This window comes from Lacticaseibacillus porcinae, assembly GCF_003946305.1.
GTDB lineage: Bacteria > Bacillota > Bacilli > Lactobacillales > Lactobacillaceae > Lacticaseibacillus > Lacticaseibacillus porcinae.
In genome coordinates, this window is record NZ_RHNS01000009.1 from 89,924 (window position 1) to 115,361 (window position 25,438).

At 46.9% G+C, this 25,438-nt stretch carries 18 protein-coding genes; 14 read left to right on the top strand and 4 right to left on the bottom strand.

What is annotated here, in order from left to right; genetic code table 11:
- The first annotated feature begins 39 nt into the window (after positions 1 to 39).
- The gene (locus EKM92_RS08510; protein WP_164509947.1) at positions 40 to 5,787 is read left to right on the top strand and encodes a mucin-binding protein; all 5,748 of its coding nucleotides are present in this window, start codon (positions 40 to 42) and stop codon (positions 5,785 to 5,787) included.
- Between the two features lie 70 nt (positions 5,788 to 5,857).
- On the opposite strand, the gene EKM92_RS08515 is transcribed toward EKM92_RS08510, so the two are convergent.
- Together EKM92_RS08515 and EKM92_RS08520 are read right to left on the bottom strand one after the other, a co-directional pair.
- Positions 5,858 to 6,343, bottom strand: coding sequence for a helix-turn-helix domain-containing protein (locus tag EKM92_RS08515; protein ID WP_125709829.1), 486 nt, complete (start codon positions 6,341 to 6,343; stop codon positions 5,858 to 5,860).
- Positions 6,313 to 6,783, bottom strand: coding sequence for an N-acetyltransferase (locus EKM92_RS08520; RefSeq protein WP_125709831.1), 471 nt, complete (start codon positions 6,781 to 6,783; stop codon positions 6,313 to 6,315). Before EKM92_RS08520 ends, EKM92_RS08515 begins: the two co-directional genes overlap by 31 nt.
- A 217-nt stretch (positions 6,784 to 7,000) precedes the next feature.
- Between EKM92_RS08520 and EKM92_RS08525 the strand changes: the two genes are divergently transcribed.
- Genes EKM92_RS08525 through coaA form a run of 4 tightly spaced genes read left to right on the top strand, consistent with a single transcriptional unit; the run spans position 7,001 to position 10,728 of the window.
- Complete coding sequence (locus EKM92_RS08525) at positions 7,001 to 7,486, top strand: FeoA family protein (RefSeq protein WP_125709833.1); 486 nt, start codon at positions 7,001 to 7,003, stop codon at positions 7,484 to 7,486.
- Positions 7,479 to 9,584, top strand: a complete 2,106-nt coding sequence (feoB, locus tag EKM92_RS08530) for a ferrous iron transport protein B (protein ID WP_125709835.1) — start codon at positions 7,479 to 7,481, stop codon at positions 9,582 to 9,584. Before EKM92_RS08525 ends, feoB begins: the two co-directional genes overlap by 8 nt.
- Before the next feature lie 26 nt (positions 9,585 to 9,610).
- Positions 9,611 to 9,784 carry a FeoB-associated Cys-rich membrane protein gene (locus EKM92_RS08535; RefSeq protein WP_125709837.1) on the top strand — a complete coding sequence of 58 codons (174 nt, stop codon included), beginning with the start codon at positions 9,611 to 9,613 and terminating at the stop codon, positions 9,782 to 9,784.
- Between the two features lie 20 nt (positions 9,785 to 9,804).
- Complete coding sequence (coaA, locus tag EKM92_RS08540) at positions 9,805 to 10,728, top strand: type I pantothenate kinase (protein ID WP_125709839.1); 924 nt, start codon at positions 9,805 to 9,807, stop codon at positions 10,726 to 10,728.
- Between the two features lie 211 nt (positions 10,729 to 10,939).
- Here coaA and EKM92_RS08545 read toward each other — a convergent pair whose 3' ends face one another.
- Complete coding sequence (locus EKM92_RS08545) at positions 10,940 to 13,162, bottom strand: ATP-binding cassette domain-containing protein (RefSeq protein WP_125709841.1); 2,223 nt, start codon at positions 13,160 to 13,162, stop codon at positions 10,940 to 10,942.
- Positions 13,163 to 13,341: 179 nt separating this feature from the next.
- On the opposite strand from EKM92_RS08545, the gene EKM92_RS08550 reads away from it, so the two are divergent.
- The 5 genes from EKM92_RS08550 (at position 13,342) to EKM92_RS08570 (ending at position 19,819) form a co-directional block, all read left to right on the top strand.
- Positions 13,342 to 13,941, top strand: a complete 600-nt coding sequence (locus EKM92_RS08550) for a DUF975 family protein (RefSeq protein WP_125709843.1) — start codon at positions 13,342 to 13,344, stop codon at positions 13,939 to 13,941.
- Between the two features lie 376 nt (positions 13,942 to 14,317).
- Positions 14,318 to 15,862 carry a glutamine-hydrolyzing GMP synthase gene (gene guaA, locus EKM92_RS08555; RefSeq protein ID WP_125709845.1) on the top strand — a complete coding sequence of 515 codons (1,545 nt, stop codon included), beginning with the start codon at positions 14,318 to 14,320 and terminating at the stop codon, positions 15,860 to 15,862.
- Positions 15,863 to 16,059: 197 nt separating this feature from the next.
- A complete protein-coding gene (locus tag EKM92_RS08560; protein WP_125709847.1) occupies positions 16,060 to 17,115 on the top strand; it encodes a DNA cytosine methyltransferase in 1,056 nt (351 codons plus the stop codon).
- Positions 17,116 to 17,146: 31 nt separating this feature from the next.
- On the top strand, positions 17,147 to 19,018 hold the full coding sequence (locus tag EKM92_RS08565) for an ATP-binding protein (protein ID WP_125709850.1): 1,872 nt from the start codon (positions 17,147 to 17,149) through the stop codon (positions 19,016 to 19,018).
- Positions 19,019 to 19,033: 15 nt separating this feature from the next.
- Positions 19,034 to 19,819 carry a SinI family restriction endonuclease gene (locus tag EKM92_RS08570; RefSeq protein WP_125709852.1) on the top strand — a complete coding sequence of 262 codons (786 nt, stop codon included), beginning with the start codon at positions 19,034 to 19,036 and terminating at the stop codon, positions 19,817 to 19,819.
- Here EKM92_RS08570 and EKM92_RS08575 read toward each other — a convergent pair.
- Positions 19,811 to 21,289: a DNA cytosine methyltransferase gene (locus EKM92_RS08575; RefSeq protein WP_125709854.1), complete on the bottom strand. Its 1,479-nt coding sequence runs from the start codon at positions 21,287 to 21,289 to the stop codon at positions 19,811 to 19,813. The two genes, EKM92_RS08570 and EKM92_RS08575, sit on opposite strands and share 9 nt — an antisense overlap.
- Before the next feature lie 391 nt (positions 21,290 to 21,680).
- On the opposite strand from EKM92_RS08575, the gene EKM92_RS08580 reads away from it, so the two are divergent.
- The 4 genes from EKM92_RS08580 to EKM92_RS08595 all read left to right on the top strand — a co-directional run bounded on the left by EKM92_RS08580 (position 21,681) and on the right by EKM92_RS08595 (position 25,014).
- Positions 21,681 to 22,961, top strand: a complete 1,281-nt coding sequence (locus EKM92_RS08580) for a replication initiation factor domain-containing protein (RefSeq protein ID WP_033572651.1) — start codon at positions 21,681 to 21,683, stop codon at positions 22,959 to 22,961.
- 77 nt (positions 22,962 to 23,038) lie between these two features.
- On the top strand, positions 23,039 to 23,245 hold the full coding sequence (locus EKM92_RS08585; RefSeq protein ID WP_033572650.1) for a DUF3173 domain-containing protein: 207 nt from the start codon (positions 23,039 to 23,041) through the stop codon (positions 23,243 to 23,245).
- A complete protein-coding gene (locus EKM92_RS08590; protein ID WP_125709856.1) occupies positions 23,238 to 24,512 on the top strand; it encodes a tyrosine-type recombinase/integrase in 1,275 nt (424 codons plus the stop codon). Before EKM92_RS08585 ends, EKM92_RS08590 begins: the two co-directional genes overlap by 8 nt.
- 223 nt (positions 24,513 to 24,735) lie before the next feature.
- Positions 24,736 to 25,014 carry a hypothetical protein gene (locus tag EKM92_RS08595; protein ID WP_125709858.1) on the top strand — a complete coding sequence of 93 codons (279 nt, stop codon included), beginning with the start codon at positions 24,736 to 24,738 and terminating at the stop codon, positions 25,012 to 25,014.
- The last annotated feature ends 424 nt before the right edge of the window (positions 25,015 to 25,438 follow it).

Genomic DNA, 25,438 nt, shown 5'->3' on the forward strand with positions numbered 1-25,438 from the left:
GGTTAAAGTTAATCAATTATAAGAATGGGGAGTGAGCTTATGCCAACTAAAGCGCGAGCAAAAATGCTAAAGGATACTTATGAAGAGAAAACCCGCTTCAAATTGTATAAAAAAGGTCACACTTGGGCAATTGCTGGGTTGACGTTGTTATTTTCTGGCGTACTGGCAACACAACAAGTGCAAGTCACCCATGCGGCGACTACTGATGCCGATGTGAACACCTCAACAAACGGCATCGATACCACCAAATCTAGCACCGTGACTTTAACGCCATCAACTGTCGCGACGATTGGTGATCAAGCGTTAACTGTTGGTGGTGATTACGCCATGCCTTCAGTGACCATGGCGCAAGGCGAAGTCGCACCTGACTGGACGATGAGTGATTTTGATTTTACCAAAGTGGATACCACTCAAGCAGGAACTTATACCGTCTCTTTAAGTGCCTCTGGTTTAGCGAAGTTGCAAGCCGCTAACCCCACTCAAACGATCACTGCAAGCAATGCCGTTGCCGGTACTGTGACGGTCAAAGCTGCCGCTGCTGCAACAGCTTTGACGACACCAGCAACTACTGCTACCGCTGAAACCACCTCAGCGCCTGCGGCTACCGCAAAAACCACTGCGACGCCTCAAGTGAAGACCCAAGTGGATGCACAAGAAGCGATTTCTGCGACAGTCGGTAATGCGACGAAAGCTTATGATGGTAAAACAGATAACCCAGCCACAGTCACAGTAACCCTCGGTGATGGGGCGACTGCGCCTTCAGATTGGTATTACACCGGCACCGCCAACACTTATCAAGTCAACACCGCTAATGGCGACGTGACGATGAGCGCTGACGGTACCATCGGCACTAGCGCGATCACTTTATCTGCTCAAGGCATCGCTGCGTTGAAAGCAGCAAACCCTAAGGCGTCGGTTAGTGCCTCCAATGTCACTGCAGGGACGTTGACCATCACCCAAAAGTCAGTCGCTGCAGGTAGCATTACCATTGCTGATCAATCTAAAAAGCATGATGGCAATGCGACCACTGATCCCACTACTTACAACGTAACTTTGCCAGATGGCATCACCGCACCAAGTACATGGGCTCAAAACGCTGATGGCACTTATGCATTGACTACTACAGCAGGGGACATTAGTGTCGCAGATGATGCCAGTCAAAATATCGGGACTTATGCGGTTAACTTGTCTGCGCAAGCATTAGCAGCTTTACAAGCGGCTAATCCAACGCTAGCGATCACTGCAAGCTCCATTGCGCCAGCAACTTATACGATCGAAAATACCGGCACGATTTCCGTTGGTTCAACAACCATTAGCCAGGATAAAACTGCTTTGCCGGATACTCTCACTGTTGCCGTGTCAAATGGGTTAAACGTACCAAGTGATTGGCAATGGAGTTATCAAGGCCCGAACGAGATGGAGTATGCTTTGCCTATTAACACCGACAATTTTGACTTAGATCAGGTGAAATTGGGAACTATCGGCAGTTATGAAATTTCGTTGTCCGATGCTGTTAAAGCTGAATTGCAAGCCCTTAATCCTGATGTTAAATTGACCGATGATCTTTACAGCAACGGTCAAGTCATCATCACTCAACAGGCAACTAGCGCCAACAAATATACGCCAAGTTGGTTGATTGCCCAGGTGAAAGGGATGTACTTTGATTGGAATAACGATCCTTCCGATATTTCAGGCACGATGGTGGTTGGGGAACCTTACCAATATCAAGTCAGCTTATATAGCAATGGCGGTGATCATTCCGATCCGATTTATGATGGCCTAACGGAATATGTGATTTTGCCAAGTGGTTTTGAAGTGGCTGAAGCGGCAGGCAGTAGCACGCTTTCGACTGATCCGGCGCAAACAATTCAAGATATTATTAACGAAGCGCTTGAACCAGCGAAAGTCCAAGGCTTTAAGAATGTCACGGTGACGCAATTGGCCGATTACCAAGGTCGTCAAACGTTTAAAATCGTCTTGCATACCGATGGCACCAACAAAGGTCTCGATTTTTCACAAGCGACCGCAGACCTCCTCATTAGCATTGTCAAAGATGAAAATGGAGAAGACGTAGAAGAAGTTCAAGGTCCCAATACTCGTGGTGTTTTTGAAATTCCGATTGTAGTGAATGCGAGTGTCGCTGGCACCACGGTGTCGATGGATGGTGGCCCTGGCGATAGTGATACGAATGTCGTTTATATTACTGATGATCCTGCAGTTACCGACAATAATTACAGTTTGGGATTATATGGATATGGTAATGTGACCTCTGTGGCGTCATTCCTAGGCGTATCAAATGCTAATGGGTTGCAGGATGGTGCCTTGGGTGGCCCGTATAATGTCGAAGTGGTTCAAGCCAACGTTGAGCAAAAGTTCAATTTAGTCGATAGCACCGGCAACACCATCCAGACGACTGCTAACCCAACAGTCATTGGCGCTCCAGGATCGACTTATTCGCCAAGTGAAGTGCTACCTAATACAATCACAGATGAAAATGGTGTAACTTATTATTTGGCTACCGATCAACTTGCCGATAAAGCGACGTTGAATCCTGGTGTCGGCGAAGAAATTAATCGCGATACCATGATTGTTGAAGCCGCTCCAGTCGATGTTCTTTACCGCACTGTATTGGCGAACGGTAGTGTCACAGTTGACACTAATACAAAAGGCTATGACGGCATCAGTTCAAATCCTACCCAATATAAAGTCACCTTAGCCGCTGGTTTGACTGCACCATCAGAGTGGGTTAAGTCAGATACTGAAAATGAATACTTGGTACCAGCCGATGAGATGGATTTAGATGGCGTTACCGCCCAAACTGCAGGTAGCTACACCATCACGTTAAACGATGCTGGATTAGCAAAGTTAGCAGCTGCCAACCCTAACGTTTTCCTTAGTCGTGATGCTGTGACACCAGGGACGTTAAATATCGTTGCTACAGTGACTGTTAATTATGTTTATCCCGCAGGTACTGACACCGCCAGTTTGAGTGCATCCCAAAGCAAAGATATCACTGCTACCGATGAAGCCTTTACTATTGGTAAAGCTGATTCAGACTTCATCGTGCCAACGCTCAAAGGGTACGACGCCACTGTGACTGACGCGAACAACAAAGCGCAATCCTTAACTGACGAGCCGCTGGAGCTCAAGAGTGACGGGACCAACCAGACTTATACCATTACTTATGAGAAACAACCGCTGATTCCCTCAACTAAGACTGTCACTAAGACTGTTATCTATGTCGATAATGTGGATACTCCACTGCATGATCCTTTTGTCACTAGTGTCACATTCAATGTAACCACTGATCCGGTGACAGGTGCGGTAACCTATACACCAGGGTCCGCAGTCCTCGGAGCCCAAGCTTTGCCGGATATTCCTGGGTATTACGTCTACTCATATAAGCCATACGCCGACACTCCGCAGACTATCTATTATGGTGATGGTGACGTTAATGCTACTTACAAGGTGGTTTACCGCAAACTTGATGTTGTTGGCACCTACACCATTACCAAAACGGTTCATTACATGGATCGGCAGGGTAATACACTCGCACCAGATTACACCGATTCAACTACTTTCACGCAATATCAGAATCCGTTCACTAAGGAATTCTCTTTTGATCAAGCGACTGCAACCTTGGGTCATCAAGACGATCCGATCATCAAAGGTTATCACTTGATCGAAAGCCCAGTCGAAGCAACTGCTGATCAAACCGTCGCATACAACGATCCCACTGCAACCTACACTTACAATGTGATCTACGCGAAAGATGCGCCGACAGTTGAGTCTGACACGGTCACCAAGACGGTACAGTATGTTGACGAAGCCGGCAACACGCTCGCGCCAGATTACACAGATAGTGTGACGATCGATCAAAACACTGATGCCGCGACTGGAGAGGTGACTTACGATCCTGAATCTGCAAGCTTAGGTCATCAAGATAACCCGACTATCAAGGGTTACCATGTTGTCACCAGCCCCGCAGAAGCGACGACTGATCAAACCGTGAAATTCGGTGATGCTGATACAACGTACAAAGTGGTCTATGCTAAGGATGCACCGACAGTTGAGTCTGACACAGTCTCTAAGACTGTTCACTATGTCGATGAAGCTGGCAACCCACTTGCAACCGACTACACCGATACAGCAACCCTCACACAAAGTACTGATGCTGCCACAGGCGTTAAGACTTATGATCCAGCCACCGCAACCCTAGGCCATCAAGCTAATCCGACGATCAAAGGTTATCATGTAGTCGTTAGTCCTGCAGAAGCAACCACTGATCAAACTGTGAAATTCGGTGACGCTGATGCAACGTACAAAGTCGTATACGCTAAAGATGCGCCTCAAGTCAATCAAGATACTATCACGAAGACTGTTCATTATGTCGATGAAGATGGGAAGACCATTGCAACAGACTTCACTGCTACGGCAACCCTTACGCAAAGCACTGATGCTGTCACAGGCGAGAAGACTTATGATCCCGCAACCGCAACCTTAGGCCATCAAGCAAATCCGACGATCAAAGGCTACCACGTGATCACTAGTCCTGACGAAGCAACCGCGGATCAAACGGTGAAATTCGGCGATGCTGATACAACGTACAAAGTGGTTTACGCCAAGGATGCCCCAACTGTTGAGTCAGATACAGTTTCCAAGACGGTTCACTACGTCGATCAAGATGGCAAGGCTATCGCGCCTGATTACACTGATAATGCAGCGTTTACCCAAAGTACTGATGCCGCCACAGGGGTCAAGACTTACAATCCTGTATCTGCGATCTTAGGCCATCAAGCGAACCCGACAATCAACGGCTATCATGTCGTTGAAAGTCCTGCAGAAGCTACATCTGATCAAACCGTTGAATTCGGCTATGCTGATGAGAGTTACACAGTTGTTTACAACAAGAACACGCCAGCGTTTGGCATGGACACTGTGACTAAGACGGTGCATTATGTTGATCAAGATGGCAACGCAATCGCACCAGATTACACGACTCACGCTAACTTCACTGAAGTTACAGATCCTGTGACTGGCCAGAAGTCTTACGGTCCGGAAATGGCAACGTTAGGTTATCAAGCTAACCCGACGGTCAACGGTTATCATGTGGTCACAAGCCCTGCTGTTGCAACCACGGCACAAACTGTGAAATACGGTGATGCAGACGGTGATATCACGGTAGTTTACAACAAGAACACGCCAGCATTTGGCATGGACACAGTGTCCAAGACGGTGCACTATGTCGATCAAAATGGTAATACGCTCGCACCAGACTACACAACTCACGCCAACTTCACTGAGATCACGGATCCGGTTACTGGCGTTAAGTCATACGGCCCCGAATCTGCGACCTTGGGTTATCAAGCGGCGCCAACGATCGCCGGTTATCACATTGTGACGAACCCTGCAGAAGCAACATCCGCACAAACCGTGAAATACGGGGATGCAGATACTAGCTACACGGTGGTATATGCCAAAGATGCTGCTACCGATAATGGCGGCACGACAACCAATCCGAGTGGCAACACGTCAACGACGACGCCTCATGGCACGTTGCCAGATACGTCAGTTGGTGAACCAAGCAACACGACGACTGCGACCACTGCTGTGACCGCTAGTGCAACGCCGCAACGCACCACCTTGCCAGCAACTGACGCGGAAGCAAGCGCGCGCGCACAGTTACCACAAACTGGTGATCAACATGAATCCATCTTAGCAATCTTAGGCGTTTCGCTGTTGAGTTTGCTAGGCATTGCGGGTTTGCGTCGCAAGCGCAACGAATAACCCTCAGCGCTAATAAAATGAACAAGCTTCGAACTTTCGACTGTTGTCGTCAAGTTCGAAGCTTGTTTTGTTAACTGGCCTTTTTTGGTGAAGTTTTGCTCATCACTGGGTCGTTAGGAGTGATGGTGAAGGTGATATCTAACGCTTTAGCAAGTTTGCCCATAACTTCTGCGGTCACGCCGTTAGCGGCACTTTCAATTTTGGCGATTTGACTTTGGGTCATGTCCAATTGTTCAGCGAGTTCGGCTTGGGTGAAACCTTTTTGTTTGCGACCCCAGCGTACCAGTAAAGCACATTGAATTGGCGCTGGAACATGGACTACATCAGTAATTGGGTGGCCATTCATGACAGTTGAAATCAATAAAGCAATGATGTCATCTGGAATTGGCTGTGGTAAATAATCTTTGATCAACCGTAAGTCGCGTAATGTCACGTGACCAAGAAACAACTTATCATAAGCTTCTGACGCTTCACGATATGCCGGGGATTGAATATCATTATCTTGCAAGATCTCACCTAAGCGCATCAATTCTGCTGAGACTTGTTGTTGATCCATGTGATGGTTCCTCCTAATGGTAAATAGCGCTGGGTAGCATCGCGACTGGCTTCTGGGTAAAAAATCAGATATTCCCCAGTCGGTATTCCTCCAAGGTTGTAGTAAAAGTGCTGAACACCGTTATATTTTGACTTGAGTTGAACGAAACCTTCAAACTCGGGATTGTCGAGTGAGTCCAGCATCACAATTGCAAGCAATTTGCTTGCGATCCGATGATGACGAGCAAAACGTGCAACTTCCAACAAAACGACGTCATTACAAAGATTGTCATTGTTGCGTTTAAAGGCGATCAGGCCGGCTAATCGGCCATCGAGGGATTTGCCTATGACGATACAATCGTCTAATGGTTTGGTCCAGTCAAATCCTGAATCGAATCCACTGGTAGCGAGAGTGGCAGAGTCTAAGCGCGCAGGATCCGCAATTTCAAAGAATTCTTCCATATCGGTAGGATATCATGATTCTCTGAAAGAATAAAGTTTTATCTTGACATCCCGGTTTCTTCACGATACAACAACGATAATTGTTCTAATCTAAGAAAAAACTTGTGCTCATCAGTGTTATTCTTGTGATTAACCGTGAACTCGGCCGCTATTTCGATACAAGTGGTGCAAAATCGAGTAAGATGAGAATATCATGAGACACACAGGAGGCCCGACCATGCAAAATTTGACTCAAGTCACCACCCAAGGGGATTACATCATTATGTCGATCACTGGTCGCGACCGCTTAAACAAACATCTCGCAGAACTAGGATTACTGGCAGGCAAGCGCTTGACCGTGATCCAAACCGCAAAAGGCGACTCTGGGATGCTGATTTATTTTCAAGGGCAACGTTTGGCGATGTCCACCGAAATTGCCAGTTTAATTGCTGTGCAACCTTATCACGATATCGATTTGACCAACGCCCAACCACTCGCCAGTTTCAAACGCCATCAACAAGGCATCGTCGCCAAGCTCGATGGTCAACCAGCACTCCGTCATCGCCTAATGGATATGGGGTTGACCCGCGGCACCTTGGTGAAAGTCTACAATGTGGCACCACTTGGCGATCCGTTAGAGTTGCTGGTGCGCGGCTACAAGTTGTCGATCAGAAAAGCAGACGCACAATCCATTCAAGTGGTGGAGGTGGGGCAACATGTCTGAAGCTATCGCCTTAGTCGGCAATCCCAACTCTGGGAAAACGACGCTATTTAATGCGTTGACTGGTGCCAAGCAAGCCATTGGCAACTGGCCTGGTGTCACGGTTGAACGTAAAGCCGGGAAACTCCGTCAAGATAAAACCGTGGTGATCCAAGATCTCCCTGGGACTTATTCGCTGTCGCCTTATACCTCGGAAGAAATCGTCACCCGGAACTTTTTACTTGATGGCGAATTATCCCAAGTCCTTAACGTGGTGGATGCCACGAACTTAGAGCGCAATTTGTATTTGACGCTGCAAGTGATGGAAACTGGTCGCCCGTTGCTCGTTGCGTTGAATATGATGGATGTGTTGAAGAAACAACATCACCGCCAAATCAACCTCGACAAATTGAGTTATGCCCTCGGGGTGCCAGTGGTGGGGATCAGCGCGATGAACGGAACGAATGTACCGGAACTTGTCGATCATCTCCTGACCCCAAATGCGAAAGCCTACGCCTATCCTGAATATGATCCCCGCGTGGAATCGGCGTTAAGTCTGATTCAAGATCAACTCATTGCCTACCCGCAGGAAAAACGCCGCTGGTATGCGATCAAGTTATTTGAACAAGATGAACAAGTCGTCAAAAGCATCGACCTCACCGACAAGCAACAAGACGACATCAAGCAAACCATTGCCACTGCGGAAAAACTTTTCGGCGATACATCTGATGCCATAATGGTCAACGCCCGCTACGACTTCATTGCCCGAGTGATCGCCATGAGTGTGATCGATGACAATGATTTCTCTGAATCATGGTCGGATAAAATCGATCGCGTCGTCACCAACCGCTGGCTGGCGTTACCGATTTTTGCGGTGGTGATGTGGGCAGTCTATTACTTATCGATTCAAACCATTGGGACGATCGGCTCAGATTGGTTGAATGATACGGTGTTTGGGAGTTGGCTGCCGCATCTCGCCACCCATTGGTTGAATCAATGGCAAGTGGCATCTTGGCTGCAGTCATTGATCGTCAATGGCATTATCGGTGGCGTCGGGTCGATCCTCGGCTTTTTACCGCAGATCATGATGTTGTTTCTTTGTTTGGGGATGCTTGAAGACTGTGGGTACATGGCGCGCATCGCCTTTGTGATGGACCGCTTGTTTCATAAGTTCAACTTGTCAGGCAAAGCGTTTATCCCGATGTTGATCGCCACTGGGTGCGGGGTACCTGGGATCATGGCCACCCGCACCATCGAGTCGAAGCAAGATCGGCGAATGTCGATCATGTTGACGACTTTTATGCCGTGTTCAGCGAAGCTCACCGTGATCGCGTTGATTGCAGGGACTTTCTTCCCAGGGCAGTCATGGGTGGCACCTTCTGCGTACTTCATCGGGATTTTAGCGGTGATCGGCTCAGGCATTTTCTTGAAGAAAACGCGCCTGTTCGCCGGTCCGCCGTCACCATTTGTCATGGAGCTGCCGGCCTATCACTTGCCGAAGTTCTCAAACATTGCGCGGTCAGTGTACAGTCGTTCTCGCGCCTTTGTCTATAAAGCCGGGACCTTGATCTTCGCGTCATGTGTGTTGTTGTGGTTCTTAGCGAACTTCAATTGGCAGTTGGAAATGGTGTCGCAAAATCAATCGATCCTCCGCGATGTTTGCGGCGCGATCGCACCGATTTTTGCACCACTTGGCATCGGCGACTGGCGGGCAACAGCGGCGATCTTCTCCGGGTTGATCGCCAAAGAAAACTGCGTCGGCACCTTCAAAATCGCGTTTGGCGGTGGGACGATGGCGCATTTCCAACAACAATTGCAACTGGCGTATGCACCGATGGCAGGATATGCGTTTTTAGTGTTCAACTTACTTTGCGCACCTTGTTTTGCGTCAATCGGTACCATGTACAAAGAATTCGGCGACACCCGCTGGACTTGGTATGCGGTAGGGTATCAATGCGGTGTTGCCTATTTGATCGCCACGATCGTCAATCAAATCGGCGCCTTAGTGGCAGGCACCACAACGATTTGGGGGCTGGCACTGGCCAGTGCCGCACTGCTTTTGATCTTGTTTGGATTGTTTGTGAAGCGGCCTGCCGCAAGTCACTTGCAGAAGGCGGTTTGAAAGTGCTAACATAGGAGGAATTGCTGATGGCAACTTGGATCATTTTAGGGATCATAATACTTGCAGTGGCTGGTGTGATCTATCGACGCTTTTTCAAAAAGGCTAAAGGCGATGGCTGCAAGTCTTGTGGCGACGTTGGCTGCCCATTATTTGATCAAGCGCAAGCCTTACAGCAGAATAACAAAAAGCGAGCAAACTAGCATCGCATCTTGGAGACAACATGGAATCTCGAATGAATTATTACGTTTTCCCTCGTAGTGAGTGGGCGACGTTTCATACCCGCAACTTCTCGTCGGTGACTGACGCAGAACTTGATCAATTGCGATCGCTGAACGATGAAGTCAGCATGCAAGACGTCAAAGACATTTACAGTCCGCTGCGGCATTTGATCCACGTGAAATATCGTGACTATCAAACTGCCGAGTTCAACTTGTCGGCGTTTATGGGCGAACATGACTACAACCATCCTTTTATTATCGGGATCGCCGGTTCCGTGGCAGTTGGCAAAAGCACCACTGCGCGGCTGTTGCAGTTGATGTTGTCGCGGGCTTATCCTGACAAACGCGTCCAAATGATCACCACTGACGGCTTCTTGTATCCTAACGCCGAACTGGAAAAACGTGGGATCTTAGACCGCAAAGGTTTTCCTGAGTCATACAACATGGACTTGTTGATCCATTTTCTCAACAATGTCAAAAATAATACCGGCGTCGTCCGCGCACCGAAGTATTCGCATCAGATCTATGACATTGTCCCAGGCGAAGAAGAAGTCCTCGACCATCCAGATATTTTAATCGTGGAAGGGATCAACGTTTTGCAGCTGCCAACGCATGAACCGATTTATGTGTCTGACTACTTTGACTTGTCGATTTACGTTGATGCGGACCCAGAACTGATCGAACAGTGGTATTTGGAACGGTTCGGGATGTTGTTGGATACGGCGTTCACTGACCCGACGAACTATTATTATCAATATGCCATCGGCGATCGCAAAGAAGCTTTCGACATGGCACGCGATGTCTGGGATAAAGTCAACTTGGTGAATTTGAAAGACTATATCTTACCGACGAAGAATCGCGCTGATGTGATCTTACATAAAACCGAAAATCATGTCATCGACCAAGTGTCGTTAAGAAAGTTCTAAGCGGTTGCGTAGAGCTGTAAAGACATGATAAACTAAATTTGTGATAAATGCGTTCAGCTCGACTGGTGTTGCGCTGAAGGAGATTGTAAAAATTAGCATTTGTTCACGGGTCTAATCAGCCCAAACCGTCGCCTACCAGCCCAAACGCTGATAGGCTTTTTTGATTGCACCAGCAAAAAAGCCAAACTCAGTGACGAGTTTGGCTTTCCGCTTATATATACTTCCCAGTGATTGATGCGGCACAGTCCACAACGCCAGCTGGCACACCTTGATAGACAATTTCACCACCGCGAGAGCCGCCATCTGGTCCGATGTCGATCAACCAGTCAGCAGATCGCATCACATCAAGGTTATGTTCGATCACGATCACCGTGTTGCCAGCGTTGACCAAATCGTTGATGATCCGGATCAAATTCTGAGTATCGGCAGTGTGCAACCCAGTGGTCGGTTCATCTAAAATATACAAGTTGCCAGCATTTTGCAATTCTGCAGCGATTTTCAATCGTTGACCTTCACCACCAGACAACGTATCCAAAGTCTGTCCAATTTCTAAGTAGGAAAGGCCCACGTTTTCGACAGCTGCGAGCATGCTGGCAATTTTCTTGTCGTTGAAGAATTGCACGGCTTCTTCGACCGTCATTTGCATCATGTCGACAATGTTGTGGCCGCGCAATTCGTATTGCAAGACTTCCTGCTTGAACTTAGTGCCGTGACACAACGAACATTCAACTTCCACGTCATCCATAAACGACAGATTTAAGCTGACGACCCCTTTGCCATGACATTGGGGACAAGCACCAGTGGAATTACTGGAGAAAAAGCCTGCTGGTTGACCGGAACTTTTGGCGAAAAGTTGTCGTAGGCGATCCATGATACCAGTGTAAGTGGCAATACTTGAGCGAGAATTCGCATGTAGCGGCGACTGGTCGATGTTCACAGCTTCGGGATGTTCGCGCGCAAAGACTTGTTGGACCAAAGTCGACTTCCCGGAACCGGCAACACCTGACACCACGGTGAACAAATTGACGGGGACTTTCAGGGAAACGTTTTTCAAGTTATGGCGCGAGCTTGGGTGGCTTTCAATGAAAGTGGTCGGCTTGCGTGGATGTGGATTGATCGGTAAATGTTGCTTCAATGAACGTCCAGTCAAGGTATCTGATTCAAGCAACTGGGCGTAAGTGCCTTCAAAAGTCACTGTCCCACCATGAGAGCCAGCGCCTGGTCCCATGTCGATGATATGATCAGCGACGGCGATCACGTCTGGATCATGTTCAACGACGATCACGGTGTTGCCGTTGTCGCGAAGTTTTTTCAGTAAGTCATTTAAGCGATGGACATCGCGGGGATGTAACCCAGTAGACGGTTCGTCTAAAATGTACAACATATCAGTGAGTGCGTTGCCGAGATATTGCACGGTTTTGACGCGCTGGGATTCCCCACCAGAAAGTGTGCGAGTGTCGCGAGTTAAGGCTAAATAGTCGAGGCCGATAGCGATCATATCGCCAAGGCGTTGTTGTAAGTCGTTAAGCAAAGGTGCCATTGCCGGATCATCGAAAGTTTTCAAAGTGTCTGCAAGGTCTGACAACTGCATATCTGTTAAATCAAACATGTTATAGCCGTTGATACGACTGGCAAGCACTTGCTGATTATAGCGTTGGCCGTGGCAATCAGGACATAAAGTCTGCGTCGCGTAAGTCGCTAAACGTTTGGCGGCACCTGCAGAGGTATCGCGATCGGATTGGGTGGTGGTGCGGAAGAATTGCCGCGAGATCCCTTCAAACTTTTGCTTAGTACGGACGCGTTCGTCGGGGTCCCCGTTGAGTAAAAAGTGCCATTGTTCATCGGAGAATTCCTCAAGCGGCAAGTCGTTGTCAAACAGTTTGGTTTTCATCAATTGTTGATTGTAGTAACCATTTTTGACATAGCCTGGCAAAAGCACCGCACCACCTTTGATCGATAAACTGCGATCAAAAGCTGCATCAATGTTCAACACATACGTTTCGCCGATCCCTTGACAAGTGGGACACATGCCTTCAGGATCATTGAAGGAAAAGGCATTGGACGCATGGCCGTGATGAGGTTGGCCAAAGCGAGAAAATAAGATCCGCAACAACGGATTAATATCTGAAATGGTGCCTAACGTTGAGCGGGCGTTGCCGCCAAGGGGTTTTTGTTCGATCACCACAGCAGGGGAGATGTTGTTAACGGCATCGACATCGGGACGTTTGTACCGCGGCAAGAACAACCGCGCGAAACTTGAAAACGTCGAATTCAGCTGCCGGCCTGCTTCTTGGGCGATGGTGTCAAAGACGATCGACGATTTCCCAGAGCCAGACACGCCAGTGAACACGGTGATCTGGTGTTTGGGGATGGTCAGCGAGACATTTTGTAAATTGTTTTGGCGATCGCCGATAATTTGAATCGAATCTTTCAAAAGAGTCCTCCAATCACACGCAAAAGGGGCGCCACCAAAGAGCTGGGCGCAGTCACTATTCTGTTGGGCGATTTATCATACCATAATGGTAGCGCTAGCACAATTTAAATAAATCTGACGCAAGTTGTCGCGTGCTTAGTGATATACTGTTTCAAGTTTCACAAGGAGGAATTGGAGAAATGGATCGAGCAGCATTAAAACAACAAGCAAAACTCAGTTTACAAGGCCGCTGGGGTTGGGCGGTAGGCTTTAACTTATTAGGACTCATTTTGGCAAGCATCGTCGGTGGCATCACCTTTGGCATTTTAGAAATGATGGTGACTGCCGGCATCGAATTTACTTTTTTAGCCGTGATCGATGACCGCGAAGACGGGTCGAACATCTTTAATGATATTTTCAGCGGGTTCACCAGTGGTCAAGCAATGGCGGTATTTCTGAATACCTTGTTGTCAGGGATCTTCATTTGGTTATGGTCGCTGTTATTGGTGGTGCCAGGGTTGATCAAGTCGCTGGCGTATTCACAAGCCAATTACATTTTAAAAGATATGCAAGATGCCGGGACCACCATTGGGGCTGTTGATGCCATCACCGCCAGTCGGCAACTGATGGACGGGCACAAGTGGGAGTATTTCGTGTTACAGCTGAGTTTCTTAGGCTGGGCGATCGTCGCGACTTTGACTGCGGGGATCGGTTACTTGTGGTTGTTGCCTTACATTCAAGCCACCAATGCCGCGTACTACCGGCAATTAGCAGGGGATCAGTTCCGGACTGCCGCATAGGGCAACGCAGTCTTGAAGGCGAATTGTTTGCGCTTCCACAATTGCCGTGATACACTGAATTTAAGGCAAGGAACAAGCGCCTTGTCTGGTATGCGACTGTGCAAAAGCATAGCATTAATTGTCTCCTTTAGTTCGTGATGCGTGCGTCACCATCAGGCGGAAAACTCATGATGACCGCGACAGAATTTTGGCAGGCTGCCTTCTGATGGTGCGATCGGGAGGCAGTTTTTTTCAAAGACAACCGTTTATTATAGAAGAAACTGGCCCGCGTGCGCGCATGGGGGTCATTTTAAAATGGGAAAATTCTCATCACGATTGACGTTCGTCGATAATATCAGTAGAATTAATATAATTTAAAGAGGAGCGTGGAGAAAGCTTGGCAAACCAGGATTACGACAAGATCATCGTACTTGATTATGGCAGTCAATATAACCAATTGATCACCCGGCGGATTCGCGAGTTCGGCGTTTATTCCGAACTCAAACCCCATACGATCACGGCTGCAGAAGTGAAAGAAATCGCGCCAAAAGGGATCATTTTCTCTGGCGGCCCAGATTCCGTTTATGACGAAGGGGCATTAGGGGTCGATGACGAGATCTTCAACCTCGGCATTCCGATCTTAGGCGTGTGTTACGGCATGCAACTGATGGCTTATCGCTTAGGCGGCAAAGTCGCACCAGCTGACAACCGTGAATACGGCAAAGCCGACATCAAAGTGCTCGATGACGACGCCAAGGTCTTCCAAGGCTTGCCACGCGAACAAACTGTGTGGATGAGCCATGGTGACTTGGTTCAAGAAGCACCTGCAGGCTTCCGTGTGACCGCAACGAGTGAAAACTGCCCAATTTCAGCAATGGACGACGACGACCGTAAGTTCTACGGCATCCAATTCCACGCTGAAGTGCAACACACAAAGTATGGCCATGAAATTTTGCATCATTTTGCCTTTGATATCTGTGGAGCCGTTGCCAACTGGAACATGGGTGACTTCATCGATGACCAGATCAAAGCCATTCGTGCAGAAGTCGGCGACAAGCAAGTCTTGCTCGGTTTATCCGGCGGGGTCGATTCTTCCGTTGTTGCGGCATTGCTCAACAAAGCGATCGGCGACCAACTGACTTGTATCTTCGTTGATCACGGCTTGCTCCGGAAAAACGAAGCAGATCAAGTGATGGACTCCTTAGGCAAAGGCTTGGGTGTGAAAATCATCAAAGTTGACGCCGCAGATCGCTTCTTAGGCGATTTGAAAGGTGTTACGGATCCTGAAAAGAAACGTAAGATCATCGGCCGCGACTTCATCGAAGTCTTCAACGCTGAAGCCCGCAAGTTGCACGGCATCGACTACCTCGCTCAAGGTACGTTGTACACTGACGTCGTTGAATCTGGTACCGATACTGCCCAAACCATCAAGTCTCACCATAACGTTGGGGGCTTGCCAGACGACTTGAAGTTCAAGTTGATCGAACCGTTGAACAAGTTGTTCAAAGATGAAGCTCGCGAACTTGGCGAACGCCTTGGGATCCCGCATGAACTCGTTTGGCGCCAACCATTCCCAGGCCCAGGCCTTGGGATCCGTGTCCTTGGTGAAGTCACCCCTGAAAAGCTTGAAATCGTTCGCGATTCCGACGCTGTTTTACGTGACGAAATCAAAAAAGCCGGCTTAGACGAATCCATTTGGCAATACTTCACCGTACTGCCAGGTTTCCGTTCTGTCGGGGTCATGGGTGATGGTCGGACTTACGACTACACCATTGCCATTCGTGCGATCACTTCTATTGATGGGATGACTGCAGACTTTGCCCGCATCGATTGGGAAGTCTTGCAAAAGATCTCGGCTCGCATCGTCAACGAATGTGGGCACATCAACCGCGTGGTTTACGACATCACCTCTAAGCCGCCGGCAACTGTGGAATGGGAATAAAAGGTACATGTAAATTGAACCCGGAATGTTGATTTAACGGCATTTTCGGAAGATACAAAGGATACGATTGGCGGGGAAATCGTTACGTTCCCCGCCAGAATCCCCGCCAAGTTTGGGCCGAATGAGGGCTGAGCTGGCGGGGATTTTTTGAACCTTTGGTAATTATATTATGATACACTTACGTTGAGGTGTTACACATGAAAATACGTGCAGTAGATTTATTTTGCGGTGTGGGTGGGCTTACTAACGGTATACAACGAACCGGAATAAATGTCGTTGCAGGATATGATATTTTACCCAGTTGCAAATACCCATACGAATTTAATAATCATGCAAGATTCATTCAAAAAGATGTCAAAGATATTGATGATGACGAAATAAGCAAACTATACCCTAATGATACTGACTTTAAGGTACTAATAGGGTGTGCTCCCTGCCAGCCGTTTTCGGCGTATAGTCACCGATATAAAAATAATGAAGGACATCAGGACAAGCTAGATTTACTAGATTATTTTGGCAAACAGGTGATAAATGTCAAGCCAGATATCGTTTCAATGGAGAATGTGCCTCAACTTGAAAAAACCGATATATTTAAAAAGTTTCTGACTACACTAAGTGATGAGGGCTATCAGTATACGTATAAGATAGTCTATGCACCAGCGTACGGTGTTCCTCAGAAAAGAAAACGGTTACTATTGCTTGCTTCACGATTGGGAAAAATTAATTTGATTGATCCGCTCTACAACGAGTCAAATTATCCTACGGTCGCAGATACAATTGCTCGATTACCAAAATTACAGGCTGGTAAGAAGGATGAAAACGATTCGTTACATGTATCTAGGAACTTATCCACCATCAATATTCAGCGAATTCAGCAATCGCATCCAAATGGAACGTGGCACGATTGGGATCCGTCCTTATTACCGGCATGCTATCGACGTGCATCTGGAAGTAGTTATCAATCAGTGTATGGCAGAATGAGTTGGGATGAACCTTCACCTACCATCACAACGCAGTTTATAGGATATGGTAACGGTAGATTTGGACATCCTGAGCAAGATCGTGCACTTAGTCTGAGAGAAGGAGCTATGCTTCAAACCTTTCCTGTAAATTACCAATTCGTTAGCGGTAATCATTTTTCAATGAGTAAAATTGCATTGCTCATTGGGAATGCTGTACCTGTTAAACTGGGTGAAGCAATTGGAAAAAGTATTAGACAACATTTACGCGAGATAAAGCATGAATTGGTATAATTCTAGTGTTTGATTATGAGGTGCGTAGTTTATGGAAAAAGAGTATAAGATTGAAGTTAGCCCTGAAGTCTTAGAATTGCTCGGGCCAAGCCTGTATACAAATATTTATTATGTCTTAGCTGAATTGATTGCAAACGGGTATGATGCTGACGCCGCTAATGTGTGGGTAGGGTTAAATGCCAATGCAATTTATGTTGAGGATGATGGCTCGGGGATGTCGTATTCCGATCATGAAATAGAACATTTCTTGGCCGTTGCACAGCCGAGTAGGTCTGCTAATAACAATGAGTATACGCAATCAAAGAATAGACCACGAATGGGAAGAAAAGGTGTTGGAAAGCTTGCCGCGTTGTCAGTTTCTGAGGAAGTAAACATTTCTTCAATTAAGAATGGCGAGAAGTCAGGCTTTGTTCTTTCTCGCCATGTTCCAAAGAATCATTTATTGCAACCAATTTCGGAAGAGAGAATTCATTTTGAGCATGTTACTGATCATGGTACTAGAATCGAAATGCTCAATCCTCAGTACCATCTTCCGAAATTACCAAGTACAGTTGTAAATAATTTGGCAAAGTTTTTTCCCCAAGTAGGCTCTGACTTTCAGATACATGTAAGTATTGATGGAAAAATTGAAACGCTAAGAGACAGTCAGAAGTTTATCTCCTCAAAATTAGATACGTTGACTATATATGGAGATAGCTTTACTGAGCTGAAGAAAACGTTTATTGCATCAAATGAAACATCTAAGTTTCTAAATACAAAAGAGCCTGTATCTCTTGAAGTTGAGATGAACGACGCTAAGGGTAAAACTCAAACGCTGGTAATGCATGTTAGCGGCTGGATTGGTACGTACAAGTCAACTCGTGGACAAAAGAAAAGCCAGAGCGATTTTCCGGATAATTATGTCGCAGTTTATTCACATGGGAAACTTGGTCAGTTCAATACTCTCACTGAGGTTGGTAAAAATAGACTTTCTGAAGTGTATTTGGTAGGCGAATTTTTTGTTGACGAATTTGAAGACTCATTATATCCGGATATGGCGTTAAGTAATCGTCAGGGCTATAAAACGGATGATCCACGTTATCAGGTATTCAGTTCTTGGCTGGAAACAACAGTAAAAAATGCTGTAATTGCCAAGCAAGCAGTGGTTAAAGAACGTAAAAGAATTGATGGTGAAAAACGAAAGCAGAAACAGATTCAGCATGAACTTGACTTGCGTGAATCCGTTGACCAAGCAGTTAATCAGATTGATACTTATGTTCGTCAACAGAAAAATGACAAGCCTAATGAACAGGTAACTAAGCAGGCTGTTTCAACTGCACTGGAATTGGTTGGCCTTAAAAGACTCGAGACTGAAAAGCAAATGCGCAAGGTTTTGATAAGTCAAACACAAGATGACGAAGTGGTGTCCAACTGTATTTATTCTTTGTTATTGTATAATGGATTTGATCCCGCTGATATACTCTACACTAATTGTGAAAATGAGGCCTCTCATATTCCGTGGGGAATGGAAATATATGAATATTTACGGCAGTTTTTTGCGCAAAGTTTTACAAATAAACCTTTGTTTGTAATTTACATTGATAGTGATGTGAGTCCTAAAAAGCGAGGCGTACAAATGGAAGTCGGTGCTGGTTGGGTCTCACAAACAGAGTATGATATTGTTAAATGTGGTAAGGGTATGCCGCTGAAGCCATTGAATACTGATACAAGGTTTGCCGAAATTAGAAAGGATGAGGATGGTCTTTTTCTAACGAGTGTTCAATTTACAGCAATGTATGAAATGATTAGGCACGTTTGTGGTATGTTCCATATAACTCCGCAGAGTATGGACAGTAACAAGACAGAAATTTTGAAAATCGCAGAAATAGTGGATGCCGAGACCTTTGTCGCGCGTGCTCAGTAAGGTATAGGAGATACAATGGCAAATACAAAACGACCAGCAGACTATGCTGGAGTTACAGTGCAGCAATTTATGAAATACTTCGATGAAGTTGTTCAACTAGATCAATTTAGTTTGGCACTCCCTTTTGGCTCAGCAAGCTGTGACACCGTACGTACGTTATTTCAGATTGCTCTGAGCGACATGAATGGGCTTTTTCCAAATGCTAGTGTGAAAGTAACATCTTCTGATCCAAAGGACTATATTTCAAAATGGATTGGAAAGTATGTTGGAGCATTGGTTACGCCGCCCAGCCAAAGAGTAGCTGATTTACCAAAAAGTGCGACCGACCCTGCACTGGGTGTTATGGTTCAGCAGCGGCAGAATTTGACAGATGATCAGCTAATCGAAAAAATCCACGCTCATCAGTTATTCATGAGCGCGGAAAATGTTCAAGGAAATCTATTGGAGGAATACATTGCGAGCGTTGCGGAGCCTCAAGGGTGGATATGGGCAAGAGGCGAGACACTTCGAGCTTGTGATTTTGTCAAACCGGGGCAAATTATCACTAGCTTTGTACAAATTAAGAATCGAGACAATACGGAAAACAGTTCGAGTCAGGCAATTCGACAAGGTACCCAAATTCGAAAATGGAATAGGCTAAAAACACGGCGTAAGGACGGCAAACCATACCCCGTCTTTATGTGGGAAAAGCTCAACGAATTAATGGAGTTATCGGGTGAGGTTACCTCGGAAGCTGGTTATCGTGGCTTTTTGCGGAATGTTATTCAAAAGAATCCCAATATTATTAGAAGCTTAGAATAGTTCTAAGCTGTTTTTTGAGATTGTTTGTTCAAGCTCGTCAATCTTACCGCTCTTTTTGGCAAGTGCAATGGTTGCAGTCTCCCAATCAGAATCTCTAGTATTTTTATATCGGGAATAGGCGAAGTCCTTAAAATTGTCTGGTAGCGTTTCGCCGTGCTCGTCAGCCAAAATTCTTTTACCAATTGCCTCTGCAAGGGGGACTGGTACTGCGTTTCCGATTTGCTTATACTTATCTAGTAACGTTCCTTCAATCGTCCACTCATCTGGGAAGCCTTGAATTCGGGCATACTCCTCGACGCTAAGTGGGCGATTTTCATTTGGATGAATTAGATCTGTAGCCGGCATCGTTGGATGAGTAACAAGCGTCGGAGCGGGTTTGTCAAAAGAAAGACGGCGATAAAATCCTGTTTTTCCTCCAGGTAAATTATATGACTTACCCATAGCTTCGCGCTGGAGATCATCTGGTAAACTACGCCAGTTCCCACCAGCAGGAACATGCTTAATGAACTTCATTCTTTTGGCCGGGTAGTCAATGTAATGAAGTTGTTTATCCTCAATGTCGTGCACCACTGATCCAAATGATCGCCATGCAGGTAATCCATATTTAGTGTCATTTGAGTTAGTTGGCTCCAAATATGCCACTTTATGAGATCCAAGTTTTGCAATGATAATTACACGTTCCCGCGTTTCGGCGGCACCGAAGTTAGCAGAGTTATATAGGTCAAACGATACAGTGTAACCAAATGACCGCAATTTTTGTAGTGCATACAGCAGAACGCCACCCTTAATACCCTTAGTATCAGTTGGGTCAAAAATCGCAGGAATAGACAGCAATCCACGAACATTCTCAATGACCGCATACTTTGGACGGATTTCTCCTATTAGATCAAGGTATTTGATAAAGACATCCCCGCGAATATCTCCATATCCACGTCGACGTCCAGCAGTAGAAAATGCTTGACATGGCGGGCCACCAAACATGTAGTCAACTTGTTTAGTACGTGGAATCCGCGCGAATTCGTATATTTTTTTAGCAGAATATTTAGTTACGTCTCCGATTAAGGCGGCGTCGGGATAATTTTTGGCAATTGACTTACGTGCGTGCTTGTCAATATCACTGACTACCAAAGGTGTTATGCCAGCATTATGCATACCAATATCTAAACCGCCCGCGCCGGTAAAGAAACTAAATGCAATTTTTGGAGGGATGGCATTACTGAGCCGTGGATGATCTTCGGGTTCAATTACAAATCCAGTTTTGGAAATCCATTCATCTAGCGCAGAATTTGAAACTACCCAACTTCCTCCTACTTTTTCGGCAGCTAAATCGCTAGATTTAATTTGATTTCGAATGAACTGTGCAGATACACGTAAGCGATTGGCACATTCGGTAATTGAAAGAAGATGCATGGCGTTATCAACATCAAATTCGAACAGGTCTATTTCTTTTGTTTCTTCCACATTTTTCATATACCCATTATATCGTGCTGGGCATCTTATGTCGAGTGTTATGAGCTAGAAAAAGATGAATCCCCAAAAGCTTAAGAAAAATTAACGTTGAGATTGACGTGTTTCAAATTTCGTCCCAAAAACCGTCTGTATATGTTGAGAGCGAAAGTTCTCACAGACCTTCCGGAAGGGCCTTGCAACGTACGCCGCCACGCGCGGCGTGCAGCGCGAAAGCCGCTAGCGCGAGCGGCGGCGGTCGGCGTTAGTCGGCCGCCACAAGCCCCCGGTCTCTAATAGGGGGGCAAATATTAGAGACAAAATACACGTAAGTAGGACGAAAGCGCCGGTGGCAAGCCACTTTGCGTAAGCAGAAAGAAGGCTTTGCTGTCAGGTCGCTTCGAAAGGAGATAACATGCTGAAAGATTTGAACTTAGTCGGCGGGATGACGAATACCGACTGGCTAAACCAGTTTCATGATGAGATGCGCACGCACAAGATCACTCAGGGCCAATTAGCGAAGACGGCTGATTACAGTCGATCGCATTTGAACCAGCTGCTGACGGGAAACAAGCCGATTAACCAACAAGCGCGGTTGCGATTGACGTTGGCACTGCGGTCGTTGACCGGCCAGAACAACGTTGACGTCTGTATTGATTACTTGGGCGTTACCTTCAAGTCGCACGACTATGAAGAACTGGTGACCGAACTGTTCCAGATTAACCTGAATCACTTTAATCTCAAAGAAGGGGCGCGATACGGGTACGCGGCGACCTTCAAATGTGGTGAAATCGATGTGTTGCTGTCGCCGTATCAAGATGTGAATGCAGACGGTTATGATCCAAGCGAAGACAGTGGCACAATGATTGAACTGAAGGGCCAAGGCTGCCGCTATGTTGAATCGTATTTGCGCCAGCAGAATCGCACCTGGTACGACTTCCTAGAGACGTGCATTGCGCTTGACGGTCATTTCACCCGAGTTGACCTCGCCATCAATGATCGCAATGGCTTGCTTGACGTACCAACCTTGATTGAGAAGTGTGACCGTGATGAATTCACCTCACGTTTTCATGGTTTCCGAGATAATCGCACCAAGCAGTGGAAGGTATCGGGCAGAACCTTGTATCTGGGGTCGCCGCAAAGTGAAGTGTACTTCTGTATTTACGACAAGGCTTTTGAGCAACACCAGAAGCACCCTGAGATTGCGATTGAAGATCAGCCGATACGGACACGCTTTGAAGTCCGGTTACGTCGCAAACGCGCCGCTGCGGCAATTAAGAATTTGTTGGCAGAGCATGATCCAGAGAAAGTTGTGTTCGGCATCATCAATCGCTACCTGCGTTTTTTGACGCCGAGTCACAAAGCGAAGAGTCAGTGGGCGACAGATCCGCGCTGGGATGCTTTCATCGGCAATTATCGCGACAAGCTGCGACTTTCTACCAATCCTGAACCATTGAGTTACGCGCACATTACCCGTTGGCTCAAGAAGCAGGTCGCGCCGTCGCTGAAGATGTTGCAGCTGATTGATCAGTACAATGGCACTACTGAGCTGAAGGCGATTATTGACGGCGGCAAGTTGACGCAACGCCACTGGGACTTGATTCACCACTATCAGCATCACCGCAACGGCGTTTTGACGGATTCAGAACCGAGTGAGACATCAAAAAAGAGCGACTATGCCGACCAAAGCAAGTAGTCACCCTTCACAGATAAGATTTGGGTCCTATCTGGTTTGATTATCTCACTTCAATCAATGAGAAGGAAGTGACGTAATTGGATAAGAGTTTTGTCTGCTATCAAGATCTGATGGCATTAGGTTTTAAGCAGCACACCGCGCGCAATATTATTAGACAAGCGAAGCAAAGGATGGTACAAAAGGGTTATCCCTTGTATCTCAACCGAAACTTAGGGCGCGTGCCGCGTTCTGTCGTTGAGTCCATTCTCGGGTCACCGATGAATGGAGCTGTTGAGAATGAGTAAAACCAAATATCCAGGCGTATTCATAGACGCCAAAGGTAACTTCTACTATGAAACCGAGTTGGGCACCGATAAGATGAGTGGCAAGCGCGTCCGCAAGAAAGGGCGGAAGGACAGTCAAGGAATGCCATTCAACACTGCGTTTGCGGCGAACAAGGAACTTACGCGGGTGAAGCGTGAATATCATGAGGCGCATGGGTTTACGAACTTTCGCATGACCTACCGCCAGTTCATGAAAGACGCGTATATCCCAGCGTACAAAACCGACGTGGAGGAAAGCACCTTCGCTGTCCGTAATCGCAGCTTTGATATCTGTATCGCCCGCTTTGGCGACCAGCTGTTGCGCGATATCGATATCACCGACGTGCAGAACTTCCGCACGTGGCTGCTCACGGATGAAAAAGACGGCGGTGCGGGCTACTCGCAAGGCTATGCTGGTTTGGTGTTCGGCTGCTTCCGCAAGTCCCTTGACCATGCGGTGCAGATGCAGTACCTGTCCAGCAATGTGTCGAAGCGGGTCAAGGCGATTCCTAAGGCCAAAAGCAGCGTGCCGTTCTGGACGAAAGCTGAGTTTGAACAAGTCATCGCGCAAATCTGCATTGATGACATTTACGGTCACCTGAACTTCGTGATGTTGTGGCTGTACTTCCTGACTGGCGTGCGCGTCAACGAAGGCACGGCGCTGTGGTGGCGAGATGTTGATCTCGCCAAGAAGCAGCTACACGTTGACCACATGCTGGTGATGAAGAACCGGCATGACTGGGAGCGCCACGACTACACGAAGACAGACAGCGGCAAGCGCATCTTGACGCTTGATGATGACACCGTGGCAATTCTACGGCGCTGGCGCGAGGTGCAGACGAGTTTCGGTTTGGGCGGGATTGATGACTTCATCATGACCTACGACGGCTTGCCGATGACCAAGTCCACGATCTCGAGGATTATCCACCGCTACGCCAAGTTGGCGCAGGTGCACCCAGTCGAAGGCAAAGGGCTGCGCCACAGTCATGCGTCGTATCTCATCAATGAGTTCAACGTCTCCGTACTAGTGTTGTCCAAGCGCTTAGGCCATTCGTCACCTGAGATCACGCTGAAGCACTACTCGCACTTATGGGGCGGACTGGATGCAGATATCGCCGAACAGATTGCGGGGAACATCACGATCAAGACGGCGGGTCAGAATCAGGTGCGGTTCGTGGGGAATCAGGCGGTAAAGTACGATCAACTAAGCCCCGCCAAACTCCCCGCCAAAACAGTAGCTGAGGCATAGAAACCTAGTGATGACGCGGGATAGCGCCGCTGAAGATACGCTCGACTGGGAATAGAATTTTAATTTCACTTAATCGAATATTTTGTATTTAAGCGATTTGCTCGATCAGAAAGCCACTTCTTAATTGAAGTGGCTTTCTGTTGTCTAATGGCACTATTTTTATAAAAATAGTGACGTTTCAATATCTGCTTTGCCCCAAAATCAATGAGACGGAGTTTATATGATGAAGAAGTTTAAAGTCTTACTAACGCTCGCACTATTACCACTTTTTGCAGTCACACTGGCAGGATGCGTTGATTCTGGCAGTAGTAGTGATTATGATTCAGAACAAACGACGACAGATGACGATGATAGTGACTATCACTCAACTAACGACAGCGATTATGACATGGACGAAGAAGTCGACAAAGCCGCTAAAGCATACTACGGTGAGGGTACGGAAGAATATAACCAGTACAGTGAATGGCATGAAGACCATCCAGTTGGAAACTCGTACAATTAAGTTTCGAGAGTTAAATACAAATAGATGTTTAATCGGCGTCACCGAAAAATGGTCAAACTATGTTGAAGTAAATGGTCGCTTATTGTGAGTGATGATTTGCTGAAAAATTTTCGATCTTTCACGGAGAAGTACGCGTCTAGTCCCAACAAATTCAACCCGGTGATGGTGCTTTCGCTGATAAAAGCTTGACATTTTCTGAAAACACCCGCTATAATGTCTTCTGGTTAAGTCACGAACGGATGTCAATATGACATGAAAAATCAGAATCGCAGTAAGCTGGTCGCCATTCCGGAATACTGCTTCACCCGAGCAAAACCTCGGTATCGGCCTTTTGGGGCCGATTTTTTTTGTGCAGGCTTTAGCCTGGTACGCGCGGAAAACGCGCGTGCCTCAAAACCACCCGCTGTGCGGGTGGAGTCAAATA